The 14,862-nt window shown below is 50.1% G+C and carries 20 protein-coding genes; 5 read left to right on the top strand and 15 right to left on the bottom strand.

Translation table 11 applies throughout. The features are described from left to right. Positions 1 to 59 precede the first annotated feature (59 nt). Positions 60 to 473, top strand: a complete 414-nt coding sequence (locus AD949_RS00660; protein ID WP_082064781.1) for an OsmC family protein — start codon at positions 60 to 62, stop codon at positions 471 to 473. Positions 474 to 539: 66 nt separating this feature from the next. Here AD949_RS00660 and AD949_RS14600 read toward each other — a convergent pair whose 3' ends face one another. Beyond that, positions 540 to 1,055 carry a TetR/AcrR family transcriptional regulator gene (locus AD949_RS14600; RefSeq protein WP_280136440.1) on the bottom strand — a complete coding sequence of 172 codons (516 nt, stop codon included), beginning with the start codon at positions 1,053 to 1,055 and terminating at the stop codon, positions 540 to 542. Between the two features lie 114 nt (positions 1,056 to 1,169). Between AD949_RS14600 and AD949_RS00650 the strand changes: the two genes are divergently transcribed. Together AD949_RS00650 and AD949_RS00645 are read left to right on the top strand one after the other, a co-directional pair. After that, on the top strand, positions 1,170 to 1,937 hold the full coding sequence (locus AD949_RS00650) for an SDR family NAD(P)-dependent oxidoreductase (RefSeq protein WP_048836328.1): 768 nt from the start codon (positions 1,170 to 1,172) through the stop codon (positions 1,935 to 1,937). 63 nt (positions 1,938 to 2,000) lie between these two features. Then, the gene (locus AD949_RS00645; protein ID WP_048836332.1) at positions 2,001 to 2,339 is read left to right on the top strand and encodes a carboxymuconolactone decarboxylase family protein; all 339 of its coding nucleotides are present in this window, start codon (positions 2,001 to 2,003) and stop codon (positions 2,337 to 2,339) included. Between the two features lie 195 nt (positions 2,340 to 2,534). Here AD949_RS00645 and AD949_RS00640 read toward each other — a convergent pair whose 3' ends face one another. The 13 genes from AD949_RS00640 to AD949_RS14660 form a co-directional block, all read right to left on the bottom strand. Beyond that, a complete protein-coding gene (locus AD949_RS00640; RefSeq protein WP_052944576.1) occupies positions 2,535 to 3,062 on the bottom strand; it encodes a DsrE family protein in 528 nt (175 codons plus the stop codon). A gap of 4 nt (positions 3,063 to 3,066) precedes the next feature. Continuing rightward, positions 3,067 to 4,257, bottom strand: coding sequence for an MFS transporter (locus tag AD949_RS00635; protein ID WP_244463403.1), 1,191 nt, complete (start codon positions 4,255 to 4,257; stop codon positions 3,067 to 3,069). Positions 4,258 to 4,274: 17 nt separating this feature from the next. Beyond that, positions 4,275 to 4,793 carry a carboxymuconolactone decarboxylase family protein gene (locus tag AD949_RS00630; protein ID WP_048836326.1) on the bottom strand — a complete coding sequence of 173 codons (519 nt, stop codon included), beginning with the start codon at positions 4,791 to 4,793 and terminating at the stop codon, positions 4,275 to 4,277. 12 nt (positions 4,794 to 4,805) lie between these two features. Continuing rightward, complete coding sequence (locus tag AD949_RS00625; RefSeq protein ID WP_158319956.1) at positions 4,806 to 5,414, bottom strand: disulfide bond formation protein B; 609 nt, start codon at positions 5,412 to 5,414, stop codon at positions 4,806 to 4,808. A gap of 340 nt (positions 5,415 to 5,754) precedes the next feature. Then, complete coding sequence (locus tag AD949_RS00620) at positions 5,755 to 6,138, bottom strand: VOC family protein (RefSeq protein ID WP_048836324.1); 384 nt, start codon at positions 6,136 to 6,138, stop codon at positions 5,755 to 5,757. Positions 6,139 to 6,286: 148 nt separating this feature from the next. Then, the gene (locus tag AD949_RS00615) at positions 6,287 to 7,375 is read right to left on the bottom strand and encodes a flavin monoamine oxidase family protein (protein WP_048836323.1); all 1,089 of its coding nucleotides are present in this window, start codon (positions 7,373 to 7,375) and stop codon (positions 6,287 to 6,289) included. Positions 7,376 to 7,388: 13 nt separating this feature from the next. Next, positions 7,389 to 7,871 carry a DUF2938 family protein gene (locus AD949_RS00610; RefSeq protein ID WP_048836322.1) on the bottom strand — a complete coding sequence of 161 codons (483 nt, stop codon included), beginning with the start codon at positions 7,869 to 7,871 and terminating at the stop codon, positions 7,389 to 7,391. An 18-nt stretch (positions 7,872 to 7,889) separates the two neighbouring features. Beyond that, complete coding sequence (locus AD949_RS00605; protein WP_048836321.1) at positions 7,890 to 8,576, bottom strand: cupin domain-containing protein; 687 nt, start codon at positions 8,574 to 8,576, stop codon at positions 7,890 to 7,892. 3 nt (positions 8,577 to 8,579) lie between these two features. Then, positions 8,580 to 9,326: an SDR family oxidoreductase gene (locus tag AD949_RS00600; RefSeq protein ID WP_048836320.1), complete on the bottom strand. Its 747-nt coding sequence runs from the start codon at positions 9,324 to 9,326 to the stop codon at positions 8,580 to 8,582. Between the two features lie 161 nt (positions 9,327 to 9,487). After that, a complete protein-coding gene (locus AD949_RS00595) occupies positions 9,488 to 10,423 on the bottom strand; it encodes a LysR substrate-binding domain-containing protein (protein ID WP_209421660.1) in 936 nt (311 codons plus the stop codon). Between the two features lie 391 nt (positions 10,424 to 10,814). Beyond that, positions 10,815 to 11,189 (bottom strand): helix-turn-helix transcriptional regulator, encoded by a 375-nt coding sequence (locus tag AD949_RS00590; protein ID WP_052944575.1) that lies wholly within the window; start codon positions 11,187 to 11,189, stop codon positions 10,815 to 10,817. Between the two features lie 177 nt (positions 11,190 to 11,366). Next, positions 11,367 to 11,894 (bottom strand): site-specific integrase, encoded by a 528-nt coding sequence (locus AD949_RS14665; RefSeq protein ID WP_280136441.1) that lies wholly within the window; start codon positions 11,892 to 11,894, stop codon positions 11,367 to 11,369. A gap of 51 nt (positions 11,895 to 11,945) precedes the next feature. Beyond that, a complete protein-coding gene (locus AD949_RS14660; protein ID WP_306308938.1) occupies positions 11,946 to 12,551 on the bottom strand; it encodes a hypothetical protein in 606 nt (201 codons plus the stop codon). A gap of 290 nt (positions 12,552 to 12,841) precedes the next feature. Between AD949_RS14660 and AD949_RS13930 the strand changes: the two genes are divergently transcribed. Next, positions 12,842 to 13,483, top strand: coding sequence for a hypothetical protein (locus AD949_RS13930; RefSeq protein WP_141325490.1), 642 nt, complete (start codon positions 12,842 to 12,844; stop codon positions 13,481 to 13,483). A gap of 140 nt (positions 13,484 to 13,623) precedes the next feature. On the opposite strand, the gene AD949_RS00580 is transcribed toward AD949_RS13930, so the two are convergent. Beyond that, the gene (locus AD949_RS00580) at positions 13,624 to 14,202 is read right to left on the bottom strand and encodes a recombinase family protein (RefSeq protein ID WP_048836478.1); all 579 of its coding nucleotides are present in this window, start codon (positions 14,200 to 14,202) and stop codon (positions 13,624 to 13,626) included. Positions 14,203 to 14,338: 136 nt separating this feature from the next. Here AD949_RS00580 and AD949_RS00575 point away from each other — a divergent pair, with 136 nt between their 5' ends. After that, positions 14,339 to 14,671 (top strand): hypothetical protein, encoded by a 333-nt coding sequence (locus tag AD949_RS00575; RefSeq protein ID WP_048836477.1) that lies wholly within the window; start codon positions 14,339 to 14,341, stop codon positions 14,669 to 14,671. Positions 14,672 to 14,862 lie beyond the last annotated feature (191 nt).

Below are 14,862 nucleotides of genomic sequence, written 5' to 3'. Positions count from 1 at the left end.
TCCGTAAAACGACTGCGTTTCATTCGTCCGTATCCTTCTCGATCGGACTCTGTTTTTAAATGGCTACATTTCCGGGGGGGCACGTCAATTACAAAAGAGATTTTACTATTCTGGCTGACGAACCATTGGAGTTGCTTGGAGATAACACAGCGCCCAACCCGCAGGAACTTTTAATGGCAGCCTTGAATGCCTGCCTTACTGTGGGATACATAGTTAATACCTCAATAAGGAATGTAGAAATATATAAATTTGAAATAGAAACTACTGGAAAATTAGATATCCGAGGTTTTCTCGGTATAGATCGTAATATCAATCATGGCTATGACGAAGTGCAATATATCGTTTGCATTAGTAGTAACGGGAGCAATGATCAAATCGAAGAAATTCATCAAGCTGTTCTCAAGACGTCGCCTAATTACGCTAATTTTTTCCGGTCGATCCATATGAATGGAAAAATTGAAATTAATAGATAATATAATACGAATAATATATTTTTTATCTAGGTAGGCTACCTATAAATATCGCCTACCTAGATGTGATTACATTAACTCTTTAACCGCTTGGTCGAAAACAGAGGTTTTTGAGAATATTAAAGACAGCAACATGGCACCTTCCAACGTCGACAAAATATGCACAGATTGAGTTTCCGTTAATCCGCTAAGGTTTAATTTATCTAGTGCACATTCGAAAAATCTACGCGTTTCAGTCTGAACACTAACCGGCAATGAGTTGGATGTTGTGCCCAGAACGGCACAAAGACACATTTTTCCGTCTTCAACTAACGCACGTCGAAAAGCATTTATCCATACGATCCGGACGTTAGTCTCGCATTTCATTGCATCGTCAATGGCCACCATAAAACGCTCCGTATAGCGGCGAGCAACAGTAGCGGCCAAATCGGACTTGGTCGCGAAGTGATAATGAACGCTTGCGCTTTTGACACCAACTTCAGTTGCGATTTCTCTAAAACTGAATCCATTGTAGCCACCCTCTCGTATAAGACGCTCCGCCGACACGATGATCGCTTCTGCTGTTTGATTAAATTGCTCCATCATTCGATCATTCATAACTCGCTGAGTGAATAAAGATAGAGCTTGCCTATCTGACAAGCAAATGATAGCACAAACCTACCTATCTACCGGTAGATAGTTTTAAAGCAGGAGAATGTCATGCGTTTTGAAGGAAAGGTTGTCGCCATCACCGGAGGAAGTTCGGGCATAGGGAAAGAGACTGCAGCCCGGTTCCTCGCTGAAGGCGCATTTGTTGTCCTCAACGGCCGAGATCCTGCTAAACTTGAAGCTGCTGTGCGCGACCTTGATCCCACGGGACAAAAAGTGATCGGATCGGCCGGAGATATTGCCTTGCTCGCAACTGGACAAGCATTGGTCGACCTTGCCGTTTCGCGCTTTGGGAAATTGGATGTATTGGTCAATAACGCTGGGGTATTCAACCCTAAGCCTTTTCTTGATCTGAACGAAAAAGAATACGACTGGTATCTCGACACGATCCTAAAAGGGAAATTTTTTACAGCGCAGGCCGCCGCTAAAGCCATGAAAGAGACAGGCGGCGCGATTGTGCAAACCGGTTCAATGTGGGCCATTCAGGCAATCGGTGCGACCCCATCAGCAGCCTATTCCGCCGCCAACGCCGGCGTTCATGCAATGGCTCGCAATCTTGCTATCGAGTTGGCACGTTACAAGATCCGCGTGAACGTAGTGGCTCCTGCCGTAGTAGAAACGCCGATCTACAACACGTTCATGACGGAAGAACAGGTCGAAAAGACTCTGCCAACTTTCGATGCGTTTCATCCGCTGGGGCGCAACGGAAAACCGCGAGATATTGCAGAAGCAATTCTATTTCTAGCTTCAGAAGACGCCTCATGGATCACTGGCGTCGTGTTGCCTGTTGATGGTGGCGTCACAGCGGGCAGAGTTTGACGTTACTATTACACAAAAAATTTCTTAAATGTCGAAATCAAGGAATAGATAACGATGGCTACAATGCAGAACTGGAACGCCTACCGCGAAGCTCTCGTCGCCCGAGTAGGTGATTTCGCAGCCTTAAACCCGGAAGCAATGCGTGGATTACAGACAATCGATAGCGGCTCTGTCAAAATGGGGAAACTCGAACCTAAAATTCATGAACTGATCGCTCTGGCTGTTGCCGTGACTACGCGGTGCGATGGATGTATTTCTATTCATGCACAAAAGGCTATTGAATTGGGAGCTTCTCGTGATGAAGTTGCTGAAGCATTAGGCACGGCTATTGCCCTAAATGCGGGCGCTGCCCTTGTTTATACGTCGCGAGTGTTTGACGCAATTGATTCATTACCGAAGTAATAAATGATAACTACAAGACGATAGTTCAACTCTCAGCGAACAAGTGAGAAGAACTATAATCTGAGCTGCTGCAATCGTAAAAAGGTTGCAGCACCTTGATTGCGTAATTTTCCATCAGAACGACAATTTATCTGCAAACCGAATATTCTGTTTTGCACCATAGACGATCGCGTAACCACGTTTAAGCAGGCGCCGTCACTCGTGAAGCATAGCCCAGCCTCTTAATTGCAGATTGGCCAAAGTTACGATAGCGGACAGATCAATCTGGATCCCGTCAGCGACAGCATCTGTCGATATTTTTTTGTTCGATAGAGCATAGCTACAAACCTCGATTGAAACATCAGCCTTACGCAATGAACGCAACAACTGCGTATTAGGGTTGTCTTGGCCAAAGCGTGCCCGATATGCTGTATCAGAGAGAATAGATAGGGTGGCTGGTCCATAAACCATTGCTACTACATCGTTAGTTTTGGGATGTATTCCGTCAGATGCAAGAAGATTCATGAAGCGTGCAATTCGTTCTAATGCTGGGTTGATATGTGTCGGATCACTCGCCGCCTGCGTCGTTTCGAACACCACGCGATAGCGTAGCGACGGATCAGGACGGTTCGCAAAGCCTTGGTCAGCCTGAACCACCTTCCCAACTGCTTGCGAGTGGGCGACACCGCTTCCAACTTCCACAACCAACAGACAGACAAGTATCCGCCAGATTATATTTTTCATAGAATTACCTTTCCAAACGCAAGCTTGAACTGCGACGTGTCAGTGTCCACACCAAAGGTATCAAGACCAGTACGACTGTTAACACTACTATCCAGTTAATCGTCTGCCATCCTCCGCTATGTAATAGCGAACCTGAAAAGAAGGATGCTGTAGCAACAGTGCCAAACACCAGAAAATCGTTAGCACCCTGAACTTTGCTCCGTTCGGTAGGCGTATGACAATCTGCAACCATTGCTGTCGCACCGAGAAACCCGAAATTCCACCCCACCCCCAACAACACCAATCCGCCCCAGAAGTGAGCAAGATTGGTACCGCTGAGCGCCACTACAGCAGAAGTTGCCATGAGAAGCAGTCCAATTGCTGCCAACCGTTCTTTACCAAAGCGCGCCATTAACCGACCGGTGATAAAGCTAGGGCCGTACATCGCCAAGATATGCCACTGGATACCAAGTGTTGCTTGCGAAATGCTGAGACCGTGACCAACCATGGCAATTGGCGATGCCGTCATAACGAAGGTCATCAGACCGTAAGAAACGATGCCCGTGACAATGGCAATTAAATACTTAGGAGTAGCAAGGATCGCGAGAAGAGGCCGATCTGTCACGTTAGTCGCCTCATTTAAATTCGAGGGGGACGAACGATCCAGCAATAGCAACACGGGGAGAGATAAGGCAGCAAGTCCTGCCTGACTGAGGAAGCTCCCAGCAAAAGGCATACCAGGCAGCATGTTACGCGACCAGATCACGAGTTGCGGACCGACAATTGCGGCGATAAGACCACCCGCCATCACGCGGGCTATGGCTTTCTGACGTTCGGCACCGAAAACATTGTCTGCCGCAGCAAACCGGTAGCTCTGTACATACGACGAATAGAGGCCAGCAGTTGCCGTACCCATGCAGAACAGAATGAAGCTGGCATGCAGGATACCGAACGTCGAGACTAATCCAGCAACCATGCCGATGCAGGCACCAAACACATAGCCCGAACGGCGCCCGAACCGGCGCATTACGGAGGCAGCAGGCAGCGTGCCCAGCGCCAGACCAAGATTGAGTAGGCTAACCGGTAGCGTCATCAGTGATGGGTCAGCAGAAAGCTGCTGCCCGACAAGACCACCGAGGGAAATAACGATCGGCGCATTAGCACCACCTAGCGCCTGAGCTACGGTGAGAATTCGAATGTTACGATCGGAAGCCACCCTCTTTTCCATCACTCTCAGATCGCCAGTGCAACCAGAAAGCGCGACACCATGTTATAGGCCGCCACCGTTGCAACAGCTTCCACCGTTTGACGCTCACCAAACATCCCTTTGAGCGTCTCGATCAAGACTGCGTCAACTTCGATCTCTCGCGTCGACTGGTCCGTAACATTCAGAAGCGTGGCTTCTGCTTCATCGAACAAGGATGCAATGCCTTCTTCCCGTAACGCCTGACACTTGGCCTGAGTGCCCCCTGCTGCGAGATAAGCGGGCTGATGTACGTTCCACTCAAATTCCGCACGATTGAGCACTGCAACGCGACACATGATCAGTTCGCGGTACTCAAGTGGCAGTTCAAATTCTGATCTCACCCGGCCAAGCAGATCGTTCCAGCCGGTGGCGAGAGGAACACTCTTCAATAATACACGGTCTATACCGATGAGCTTGCCTCCAGGTCTGCGGGCATGGATACCCTCCACTAATCCTGTAGGTGCTGGCTCGCCATTCTGCCAAGGGGTTATTCTCACGTTGGTCATGGTATCTCCTGGTCAAGGTTTCATCACATCGCCGTCGTACAGCATCGCATAGTGCTTCTGGCCACCGGCCTTAAAGGGGTGAAAGCCGTTCTCGAGGAAGGTCGAGACAAGGTTGGCGCCCACAAGTAAAATGAATACGGCGGAGACAATCGCAGTGCCGGTCGAGCGGCGTGGCGTCCGGTCACCAGGACATGCCGCGAAACAGACGAGCGCACATATGGTATAGAAAACGGCACCGGTTAACACGAGGTACGTCCAGAAGTACATGTGCAGCCCTAGAAGGGCCGTGCCGGTCGGCGGGGTACCAGGCAGGGCATGGACGAACATCTGCAATAGCCCGATGAGACTGCCAACCAGTGCGCCAGCCGCGCTTAGCGCGTAATTCCAAGGACTGGTTCCATACCGCATGTTGAGGAACAGACCAGCACCAAAAATCAGAAAACCTAATCGCTGGAGATTACAAAAAGCGCAGGGTAGATCACCCAGCGTAAGCTGGAAGACGAAGGCGACGAGGAGACACAGGCATGTACCCGCGAGTGCGGCAATGTCCAGCCATCGAAACCATCTGCTCACCATGCCGCGAGCATCCCAAGCTGCGCGCCATGATGTGATCCGTGCCATGTAGCCCATAAGATCAACATTAGCGCAGAGCCCCCCCAGAGCAGGCGCGCGCGTCGTTCATCGTAGAGCGACTGTCCGACGGCGATTGTTGCGATCAGGAATGGGATAAATCCAATAAACATCAAAACCCTTCCAAATATTACCCTGTTTGATTAATATTCCTATATCCACGAACTTTCGACAGTACGCCATTTTATACCAATAAAATATCAATAGAATCCAACCGGTATGGAAATGAATTGAATGGATATACCTATAATCTACAATTTTGCAGTTGATTTGCAGCACTTTTACTTCTGTCTCTCGCAAATAACCAACCGGGAAGCATCCTTTGCCAGCTTTATTCCGCTGCAAAACAATAAGCGGCGATCTTATTGCCTTCAGGATCACGTGTGTACCCGGCGTAAGCATGGGGTGCCCAGTTCCGCGGCCCGACAGCGCCCTCGTCCGGCCCTCCCAGCGCAAGTGCCGCTTCGTGAAAAGCATGGACTGCCGCATGCGTTGCGGCTTCAAAGCTGATCGTTACGCCATTGCCAACCGTGGCAGGCTGACCGTTGATCGGTTTAAGAACAAAAAAGGAAGGCTTGCCGTCGCCCCAGATGCTGCCCTTATCTCCCAGATCCGCGATACGGGTCCAGCCGAGTGTTGCCAGTACCTTGTCATAAAAATTACGGGCAGCTTCGAGATCATTTGTGCCAACCGTAACATGTGTAAAGGTGGTCATTTTTTCTCTCCTTTTTTTTACGAAACCCCAAGAAAAATGGAGTTTATTTCCGGCACCCGGAAGTGCGGCTGCCTTTCTCTCGTGCCGGAAAATTCTTCAAGCGGAAGGATATGGATCATCGGCCCAGTTGTTTCATCCTTCTGGGCCATCATCCGCATACGTCTTCTACAGCACGTCTGGCCGCAATGATGGCGCCTGCAATGTAGCCAGGTTCCTGCGAGCTTGTTTCGCTGCCCGCCAGTGTCAGCCTCTTTTGCCATGCTCCTGTAACCCACGGCTCATTTGCAGCTGTAATGTGACCGCCTGAGGCGACGTCGGCCTCAGTAGCCGTCAGAGGATCCGTCGCCCAATCCTTCAACAAGGTCACCTGCGGCTTTGCTGCGAGTGGACCAAACAGACGGCCTAACTGCCCAACACAGGCTTTCACGAGCGTCTCCTCGTCAATCAGCCTTCTCTGGGCGGCTGGCACGCCGATAAACCCCATGAGAGCTGCTTTGCCAGAGGATGTGGTTGCATCATGGATTTCAACCATCGGTCCAACCATGCTTTGCGCCGTGCCGGACAATCTGTCATCCCGCCAGAATGGACGTTCATAGAGAGCGAAAAACTTGGCATGGGGGGCCATCCATGTAGGGGTCTCCCGCCAATGGACGGCATCTGTCTTCTCCAGCGCCGGGGTGAATGTAACAGTCGCCTCAAGAAGCCGGGGTGGTAAGGCCGCGATAACATGTCGTGCCATGATGGTCTCAACCAGACCATCTGAGGACTGACATGCGAGACATACCTCTGTGTCAGTCAGTGCCATTTCTGTCACGCGATGGTTTAGGAGCAAACGGTCGGCAGGCATGTCGCACGTCAAGGCGTTGATAAGGCGCGCGGTTCCTCCAACCAGCCGTCTCGAGGCCTGTTCCTGTCTCATGCCACTGAAACGATGAACAGGCTCGCGGGACATGCGCTCGAACAGAACGTCGCCATCGGTATTCTGTGTGAAAGACGAAAGCCCAAGTTCAGCGATCAACTCACCGATGGCCGGTTGGATGTGGGGCCAGTACCAGGAGGCACCGAGGTCAAAGCCATCTTCCGCTGGCTGCCCTTTGTCGTCGACTGTCCGAATGCGCCCACCTAAATGTGCTCGCGCTTCTATCAGCACGACATCAATCGATGCCTTGCGGAGAAGACGGGCCGCATACAACCCCGACAGACCACCACCGACAATGGCGACATCGCATGTAATCATTTGACGGGTCCGCTTACTTGCGACGCAGGATCAGGGCTGAGGCATACAGACCCAGACCGAAGACTGAATGTCCGATGACGCTTTTGATCCGCGTCGCCGTGGGCTGCGGTGTTTTCGAACCCGCTACGCCCAGTCCCATACCTGGCATCATGATGAAATAGGGCGCGACCAGAAGCATCCAGACGAGTTTCAGGGGTGTTCCGAGCGTCGGTCGGGAAAACCACGTAGGCCCGCGCCATGCCAGAACCCCCAATCCATAGCCGATGCCAATGGCATAATGGGCTGACCATCCAATTGCTGCTTCAGCCCGAACCGGGCTGGCTTTCCTCATGTCAGACTGGACGAATTGCCCCTGGGTCATATGGCCAAGCCAGCGACCAAACATGGGCCAGTTGGTAACAGGCTTCCCTGTAATCCGGCCCATTGCTGCGGCCCACACATCCAGAACAACAGTTCCGCCAACACCGACTAAAGCAGCTTTAAGACACGGTTTCATGCCTGACCTTTCATCGTATTAAGGGGTTGCATCGAAGGCGCAGACATCGGGATGCAGCAGAGGCGCAGACTTGAACCAGACGCGCGCACCTTTGGTGCCAATCCGGGCATCGAAAGGCATTCCTGCCGGTAGACGGAGCCAACTCCACCGTGTCAGTTCATCTCCGCCTTCCGTGAGGCAGCCGGAAAGCACGAGTAGCTCCAGACCATCGGGATTGACCAGCACCTGATGTGTGTCAGCCTCCCAGTCCTCCAAAACGACTTTTTCTCCGAAGCCCTTGAACAGTAACCGAGAGGCAGTCACACCGGAGCGGAGAGGCAAGACTTGTCCCTCATCAGGGCGACACACGACGCGCTCCCGATCATCTGCGGCAAATTGCCAGAGCCGGACAAAGATCGTGCAACCATCTGCGCTACCGGGCGCATGGCTCGAACCTGGCGGATTGCGGACGTACGTTCCAACCGGGAAATCTCCGGTCTCGTCTTGAAAGACGCCGTCAAGAACCAGAAACTCTTCGCCACCGGAATGCGCGTGACGCGGAAACAGACTGCCGGGTGCATAACGCACAATCGATGTTGCCCGCGCTTTTTCTGCTCCAAGCCGAAACAGCATGCGACGGTCGACACCCTGTGTCGGACTCGGCACCCAGTCCAGAGACCCGGAATCGACAAGGGCTCTTTTGGAAAGATCCTCATTTAACAACATGATTTATAACTCTGCTCTTCCGCCATCGACAACGATCTCCGCGCCCAGCATGTAGCTCGATGCCTCACTGGCCAGAAACAGCACAGCAGCGGCAATCTCATCCGGTCGCCCCATACGTCCGATCGGTACCTGTTCTCCAACACGTTCAGAATAGGCGCGGAACGCGTCTTCGGTTTGGTTGGCGCCGCGGTGGATAGGCGTTTCAATGGAGCCCGGACTGACAGCATTCACACGGATCTTTCGATCCAGAAGTTCGGCTGACATCGTGCGCGCAAAGGAACGCACTGCTGCCTTCGAGGCAGACAGGATTGCCCGTCCCGGTGTGCCCACCTGATTGAGCCATGATGTATTGAGAATGATTGAGCCGCCCTCGCGTATGAGGGGCAGAAAAGTCTGGACTGTGAAGAAGACGCCTTTGACGTTGACGTCCATCATACGGTTATAGGCGCTTTCGTCGGTGCTCCCCAGAGGTGTCCCGTAAGCGAGCCCCGCATTGGCGAACAGGATGTCCAGCGCACCGTACTCCTGTTTCAGGCACTCGGCGGCGCGCTCCAGATCTTCATTGGACCCGACGTCGCATTGAAGAGGCAGCACGCGATCCCCACCGAGGTCCGCGACCGCTTTGTCGAGCTTGTCCTTCGAGCGTCCCATAATGGCGACACGTGCGCCCTGTTCAAGCAGTTTACGGGCAGATGCCAGTCCGATCCCGCTAGAACCGCCTGTAACAAGTGCTGTCTTTCCGCCGAGCATCGACTTGTCATCCCTGCTACTTCCAACTGAAGCGCACAATGAATGACAGACGATAAAACCACGACCCATTTCGACGATATCGACGACAAAGAAAAACTTTCTCGTCTCTCATCTTCTCTCATCGATCCGGACACCATTCTTTATTGGAGACCGTTTCAGATTTAGGAAGGCGTGTTTTCCGGCTGGAGCGCAATTTTTGTTGTTAGCCAGTCATGAAAGGCATTCACCTCATAGCGCCGTAATGCCTTGTTCGTCGCTGCGACATAATACGCCCATTTCACTGGCCAGCGTTGGTCTGGAAGAAGATGAACGAGCCGACCGCTTTCAATCTCCAGCGCGACCAGTCTTTTTCGGACAAGGGCTACGCCGCGACCGGCAACTGCTCCCTGAATGACGGCAGCGGCTGAGTTAATGCTGAACCCGTGATCAGTCGGCGCTTCAGCGACACCAGCCTGTGTCAGCCATTTTTCCCATGTGGGGAAATCACCCTCAGGATGTCCAGAGCCGTCATGGATCAAGGTCTGGGTGGCGATCCAGTTCGCATCAACCTTTCCATGCGAGGGTAAGAGACGCTGATGGCAGACAGCAATAATTTCCTCATCCATGAGATAAGTAGCCTTGACGCCTTTCCAGGTCCCCATCCCGCAACGAATGGCAATGTCAGCATCTCCTTGTGTCAGGTCCATGACACGATCAGAAACGTCCAGACGGACGTCGATGTCTGGATATGCCGAGGTAAAATCGTTCAGGCGAGACAGAAGCCAGTTGGCGACCAGAGCCTGAGAGGCGGTGATCACCACAATGGAGCGAGCTTTACGTCCTTTCAGCGTCTTCAGACCGGCCTCCAGCAGGTCCAGACCATGTGTAATATCACTGAGGGCTTCGCGTGCTTCTTCTGTGGGTGTCAGGCGTTCACGGCCCGAGCGTGAGCGCTTAAAAAGAGGGCAGCCTACCCAGTCTTCAAGTGAGCGCACGAGTTGGCCAACTGCCGCTGGCGTGACATCTAGTTCGGAAGCCGCTCCCACGAAGCTGCCATGTCGGGCCGCGGCTTCAAGAGCTTGCAGTGACTTTATTCGGGTCAGGAATCGCATGATCATGGAATATGCGACTTTGCTTTATTCAGAAAGATTTAACGACAAGGCTTACGGATTGCGAGGGAACGATCACGTTCTGCTTAGTCCGCTAGATTGACCCTTATGACACCGAGAGCGGATACAACATTCTCAATGTCAAACAAATGTGCCACCGTACCTAATTCGATCGGCGCACGCTTACGTTTGGTGAATGTCAGCTTTCGGAAAATTATTTCAATTGTTTGTATGACCGACATGAGGCGGAAGCGGAGGTTATATTTAGTGCAAATTCTGATAGTAGTCAGGATATCTGATGCAACTGTATTTTGCTCAGGAAGCGCAAAGAACCTTCCAGATGCGTCACACGTAATCTGCTAGGGGGCAAAAGCGAGGAATGCTGTTTCTTTAATGGTTCTCAGTTTGTCATGAAGTCTGTTGCAATACTAAGAAAGCCATAGGCCCAGAGAAGATAGGTCATAAACAGTGTCATCATGACTGCGGTCCAATGTGCCATCTGTTTCTGGTTGCGCTGTTCGGTCTTGCGGGGACGGCCTGGCCGACGTTTGACCGTGATGGGTTCTGGCGTAACAGGTTGATAGCTAGTTGTCCGCTGTTCAATAAAGGCATCCAGAGCGGCAATTGGAAAAGCCCTGTCCCGTTTGCCATAGGTGACGGAAGCTGGGCCACGTCCTTCGCTTACCAGATTCCGTAATCGGCAATGACTAATACCCAGATAGGTTGCGGCATCGCGATAGCGCAAAACCTTAGGCGTGACGGATGACTGGGCCACAGATGCAGGACTTCCCAAAGGACACAAGAATTCAGATTGTTTTTTGGGGAGAAGAACGGTGTTGAGCCGTGAAAACCTGATAGCACAGGAAGAGAGATCAGAGAAAGAAAATTCTTTCTGACCTCTCGTTCCATTTTCTGGTGAAGCGATGAGGGTATTGCTGGAGATGAAGAGACTTCAGTCCTTCAGGGATTTATCTTCAGACAGCATACCCAATACACGTTCAGCTTCCTCAATCTGACGACTAATGTCTTCAGGAACGGGCTGGTAATAGCGATCCAGTGATTTCAGGTTGCGATGGCCTGTAACGCGTTTGAGGTCGAGCGGATTGGGCAGCAATTTTGCTAACCGGCTGGTTGCTTCATGTCTTAGGTCGTGGAAGGTCAGATCTTTCAGTCCGGCATCTCGTACCATGCGGCCATATCGGACACTGAAGGCCGCTTCAGTTCCGACATCAAAGAGTCCCAGTGTTGGTTTGGGTTGATGTGGAAGCGTTGCAAGCTTCTCGATCAGGAGGCGGCGTGCGCCCGGCGTGAGGGGGCTTATCTCTGGCCCGTGCTCCTCCTGATGGCGATGCGTCTTGGTCCTTCCGCTCTCACCGCCCAGCTTCAGGGTGCGACGCTGAAGAACAATGTCATCCCAGCGAAGTTGGAGGGCTTCGCCCCGGCGTGTGCCCTGCTCGATCGACCATCGGACAAGCCATATATCATCTGGGTGAGGGGAGGCGCCGATGGCTTCAATCAGGCGTTCAAATTTTCATGGAAGAGAGGAATCCCGATTTTCCTGAAGGCGACGGTTACGCTTTTTGTCAGCCCCCTCTGGTCGTTTCACAATGCGGCCAGAAGCATGATTGACGATGGTGATATCCCATTCCGAGATGGCATGCTGGATAATGGAGGCCAAAAGATTAAGTCGCTTCACCACAGTCGTGGCTGCATATCCGGCCCCGGTCGTGCGTTCACGGAAGTCACGGACGTCTGCAGCCGAGAATTTCGATAATCGTACCGAAGACAGTGCTGGATCGCGCAGAATGGCTGGGATATGCCCGACCCTGTCGGCTTTCCGATCGGCCATGCATTCATCGCGATACCGTTCAACAAGTGTGCCAATCGTCATCTTGTCGAGAGGGCGCGTATCTGTGAACTGGCCAAGCTCTGCTTTGGCAGTTGTTTCACTGAGCCAGCGCCTGGCCTGTGCCGCACTTGAGAAGGTTTCCTGCCCCCGCCGACCATCGACCATTTTACGGGTCATGTATTGCTTTGGGCCACGATAGCTTACGCCGCAAGGGAGGGGCTTACCTGTAGCGGAATCAATGCGCCCGCTCATGACATCACCAGCAAGAGGTTTCGTGTCATCGAACATGAGAGGAGTGTATGACGTTCCTTGCGATGGTGCAAAAACTAATATTTTTTGGAGAAGTTCCGCCAAAAAAGCCAAAGAAAACAATGGCGTCCCGTACGGGAGGAAAAACCAAAATCACCACAACATACTGACTTTAATAACTAAAAAATCACTAAATATAGAGTTATCCACAATGTGATACAAACATGTATCACATGCATCTTGTGGACCTTGCAAGCCCCCAAGTTTTTTGTTGATATGTAAAACAGTTCAATTTTTATTCGGTCAGCTTTGAATTAGGGATAATGTGCATGCAAAAGCATCAAGAATATTGGCAGGATTGCTTCGTCGCTTGGAATCTAGCGATTTCCAAAGCTGTAGGAAGTAACCCTCCAGATACGTCTATTTGGTTAGGAATTGATCGTATCAAAAATGCGATTGAACCATTTCTTGGTGAAAACCTAAATCATGCCCATCTGCCGTCAGGAGGCGGGTTTGATTTTAAAAGTGTACAAAAATCAGCAGAATATGGATGTTTAAGCTTTCTTGTTGAAGATCAGATGGCAGAAATTGTTAAGCCTCTTTCACTGACATTGGAATTTTTCCCAACCCAACCGCAAGAGTCTTTTCTTCTCTTAGAATTAGACAAGATTACAGCACAAGAAGAATACGCAATAAGCAATCCAGATAGCCTTAGAGAAGATATTTTCGAGTTTCCTCCTGGAAATTACCAAAGTAGAGATGTCTGGGAACGCGGTTATTTAACACACGACGATTATGGTCATGAAGTGCCTATACCAAAAGAAAGTAAAATTGCAACAAGATGGCTTGGAGGTAAGATTTTATTTGTGTCTAAAGGTAGTATTTGGAACCAAAATACAGGTACTTATGACGGACGGCACAATAAAATGACCTCTTCAGAAATCAGAAGATTTATTCAAGACGCATTATAATATTATAGATACCAAGGAATTGATATTATTGATTCCTTGGTGAAAAATGTAGATAATGATCAATCAGTTGCGATAATATCAAAATCAATAAGCTTAAAAATCCTTGCAGATTATACCACAAGTTACCGTTTGTGATATTATCACGTTTTCGTGATGTTGGTTGAATTCATAGCTCGCCATGCAGTCATCCTTGATGTGTGCAGAATACGAGCAACTTCAGACACTGTTCTGCCTTCCTGACGTAGCTGGCGGGCTTGTATTCTTTGCTCTGGGGTGAGGACGTTCCTTCTGCCAAGCAGGATTCCATTGGCTTTGGCTGATTCCAGCCTTGCTATGCAGCGTTCTCGGATAATTTCGCGCTCAAACTCTGCGAAGCCTGCCAAGAGTGTGAGGAACAGTCTTCCTGAAGCCTTGGATGTATCTACGCCGAGGTTCAGAACGCGAACGCCTATATCGTTCTCCGTGAGTTCGTCTATCAAGGATAGAATATCGATAGCGTTCCTGCCAAGGCGGTCCAACTTCATCACGGTCAATGTATCTCCCGCCTGTAATTTGGCTATTAAGCCGGAGAGGGCAGAACGTTCCTTAGCCAAGACACTCCCTGAGACCTTTTCAGTCAATATCTGCTCAGGAGATATTCCTTGCCTGATTAGTTCCTGTATCTGCGGTTCATTCGTTTGTTCGTCAGTTGAAACACGAGCATATCCGTAGTTCATCATTATCCTCCATATGTATTACGTGACGATATGGAGTGAGGTAAGAAATTTATACAAACTCTACTAATATCTATATTATCGTATCACAAACGGTAACTTGTGTTACGCAGGATTCGTCTAATTTTTAATGTCAGGACGTATGTCTGTGTGGAGTAATTACGGGATTTTAATTGGGCAGATTGCAGGCATCCTACTGGTGGTGCCTGCGACATTCGGCATTCTTCGGCTATGTAGAAAATGGTTACCTGAAAAAGACAGCCAATCGTCTGAACCGTTCTGGTTCGGTCAGATGATGAATCTCTTCTCAGTGATGTGCTGTGTAGAACTTGTTTTTGGTATCTATTTTTTTTGGATAGGCAATGAACATGCTGAACAATTTGCAAAATTTATCTTTGCACCAACAATAACCCTTCTTGGGTTAAAGGTTATTGCAGGAATTATAAAAGGAGAAAGTGATAGCAAAAAAAACTAAAACAATAGAGATGACAAATAAAATAAGTATAGACATAAATAAGTATGCGAATAATGAATAAATAATATTGACTATTCATTAAATAAATTTTATATATATTTTCACAATCAACTTTGTCGAAGGAGACAAGCCAACAAAAGGAGTGTTGTTATGTTTAGGGCCTGTTAGATCTTGAAATTCTTCCCATATTG

It is taken from the genome of Acetobacter orleanensis (assembly GCF_001581005.1).
GTDB classification, from domain to species: Bacteria; Pseudomonadota; Alphaproteobacteria; order Acetobacterales; family Acetobacteraceae; genus Acetobacter; species Acetobacter orleanensis.
The sequence above is the reverse complement of the archived record's forward strand: the minus strand, read 5'-3'. Positions and strand labels throughout refer to the sequence as shown.

Coding starts and splice junctions, on each gene's coding strand:
- AD949_RS00660 (WP_082064781.1), top strand. CDS start 60: ATGGCTACATTTCCGGGGGGGCACGTCAATTACAAAAGAGATTTTACT.
- AD949_RS00645 (WP_048836332.1), top strand. CDS start 2,001: ATGCAGAACTGGAACGCCTACCGCGAAGCTCTCGTCGCCCGAGTAGGT.
- AD949_RS00615 (WP_048836323.1), bottom strand. CDS start 7,375: ATGATTACATGCGATGTCGCCATTGTCGGTGGTGGTCTGTCGGGGTTG.
- AD949_RS00650 (WP_048836328.1), top strand. CDS start 1,170: ATGCGTTTTGAAGGAAAGGTTGTCGCCATCACCGGAGGAAGTTCGGGC.
- AD949_RS00640 (WP_052944576.1), bottom strand. CDS start 3,062: ATGAAAAATATAATCTGGCGGATACTTGTCTGTCTGTTGGTTGTGGAA.
- AD949_RS14600 (WP_280136440.1), bottom strand. CDS start 1,055: ATGATGGAGCAATTTAATCAAACAGCAGAAGCGATCATCGTGTCGGCG.
- AD949_RS00600 (WP_048836320.1), bottom strand. CDS start 9,326: ATGCTCGGCGGAAAGACAGCACTTGTTACAGGCGGTTCTAGCGGGATC.
- AD949_RS00575 (WP_048836477.1), top strand. CDS start 14,339: ATGTCTGTGTGGAGTAATTACGGGATTTTAATTGGGCAGATTGCAGGC.
- AD949_RS00580 (WP_048836478.1), bottom strand. CDS start 14,202: ATGATGAACTACGGATATGCTCGTGTTTCAACTGACGAACAAACGAAT.
- AD949_RS13930 (WP_141325490.1), top strand. CDS start 12,842: ATGCAAAAGCATCAAGAATATTGGCAGGATTGCTTCGTCGCTTGGAAT.
- AD949_RS00625 (WP_158319956.1), bottom strand. CDS start 5,414: ATGGCACGGATCACATCATGGCGCGCAGCTTGGGATGCTCGCGGCATG.
- AD949_RS00610 (WP_048836322.1), bottom strand. CDS start 7,871: ATGAAACCGTGTCTTAAAGCTGCTTTAGTCGGTGTTGGCGGAACTGTT.
- AD949_RS00630 (WP_048836326.1), bottom strand. CDS start 4,793: ATGACCAACGTGAGAATAACCCCTTGGCAGAATGGCGAGCCAGCACCT.
- AD949_RS00620 (WP_048836324.1), bottom strand. CDS start 6,138: ATGACCACCTTTACACATGTTACGGTTGGCACAAATGATCTCGAAGCT.
- AD949_RS00605 (WP_048836321.1), bottom strand. CDS start 8,576: ATGTTGTTAAATGAGGATCTTTCCAAAAGAGCCCTTGTCGATTCCGGG.
- AD949_RS00595 (WP_209421660.1), bottom strand. CDS start 10,423: ATGATCATGCGATTCCTGACCCGAATAAAGTCACTGCAAGCTCTTGAA.
- AD949_RS14660 (WP_306308938.1), bottom strand. CDS start 12,551: ATGTTCGATGACACGAAACCTCTTGCTGGTGATGTCATGAGCGGGCGC.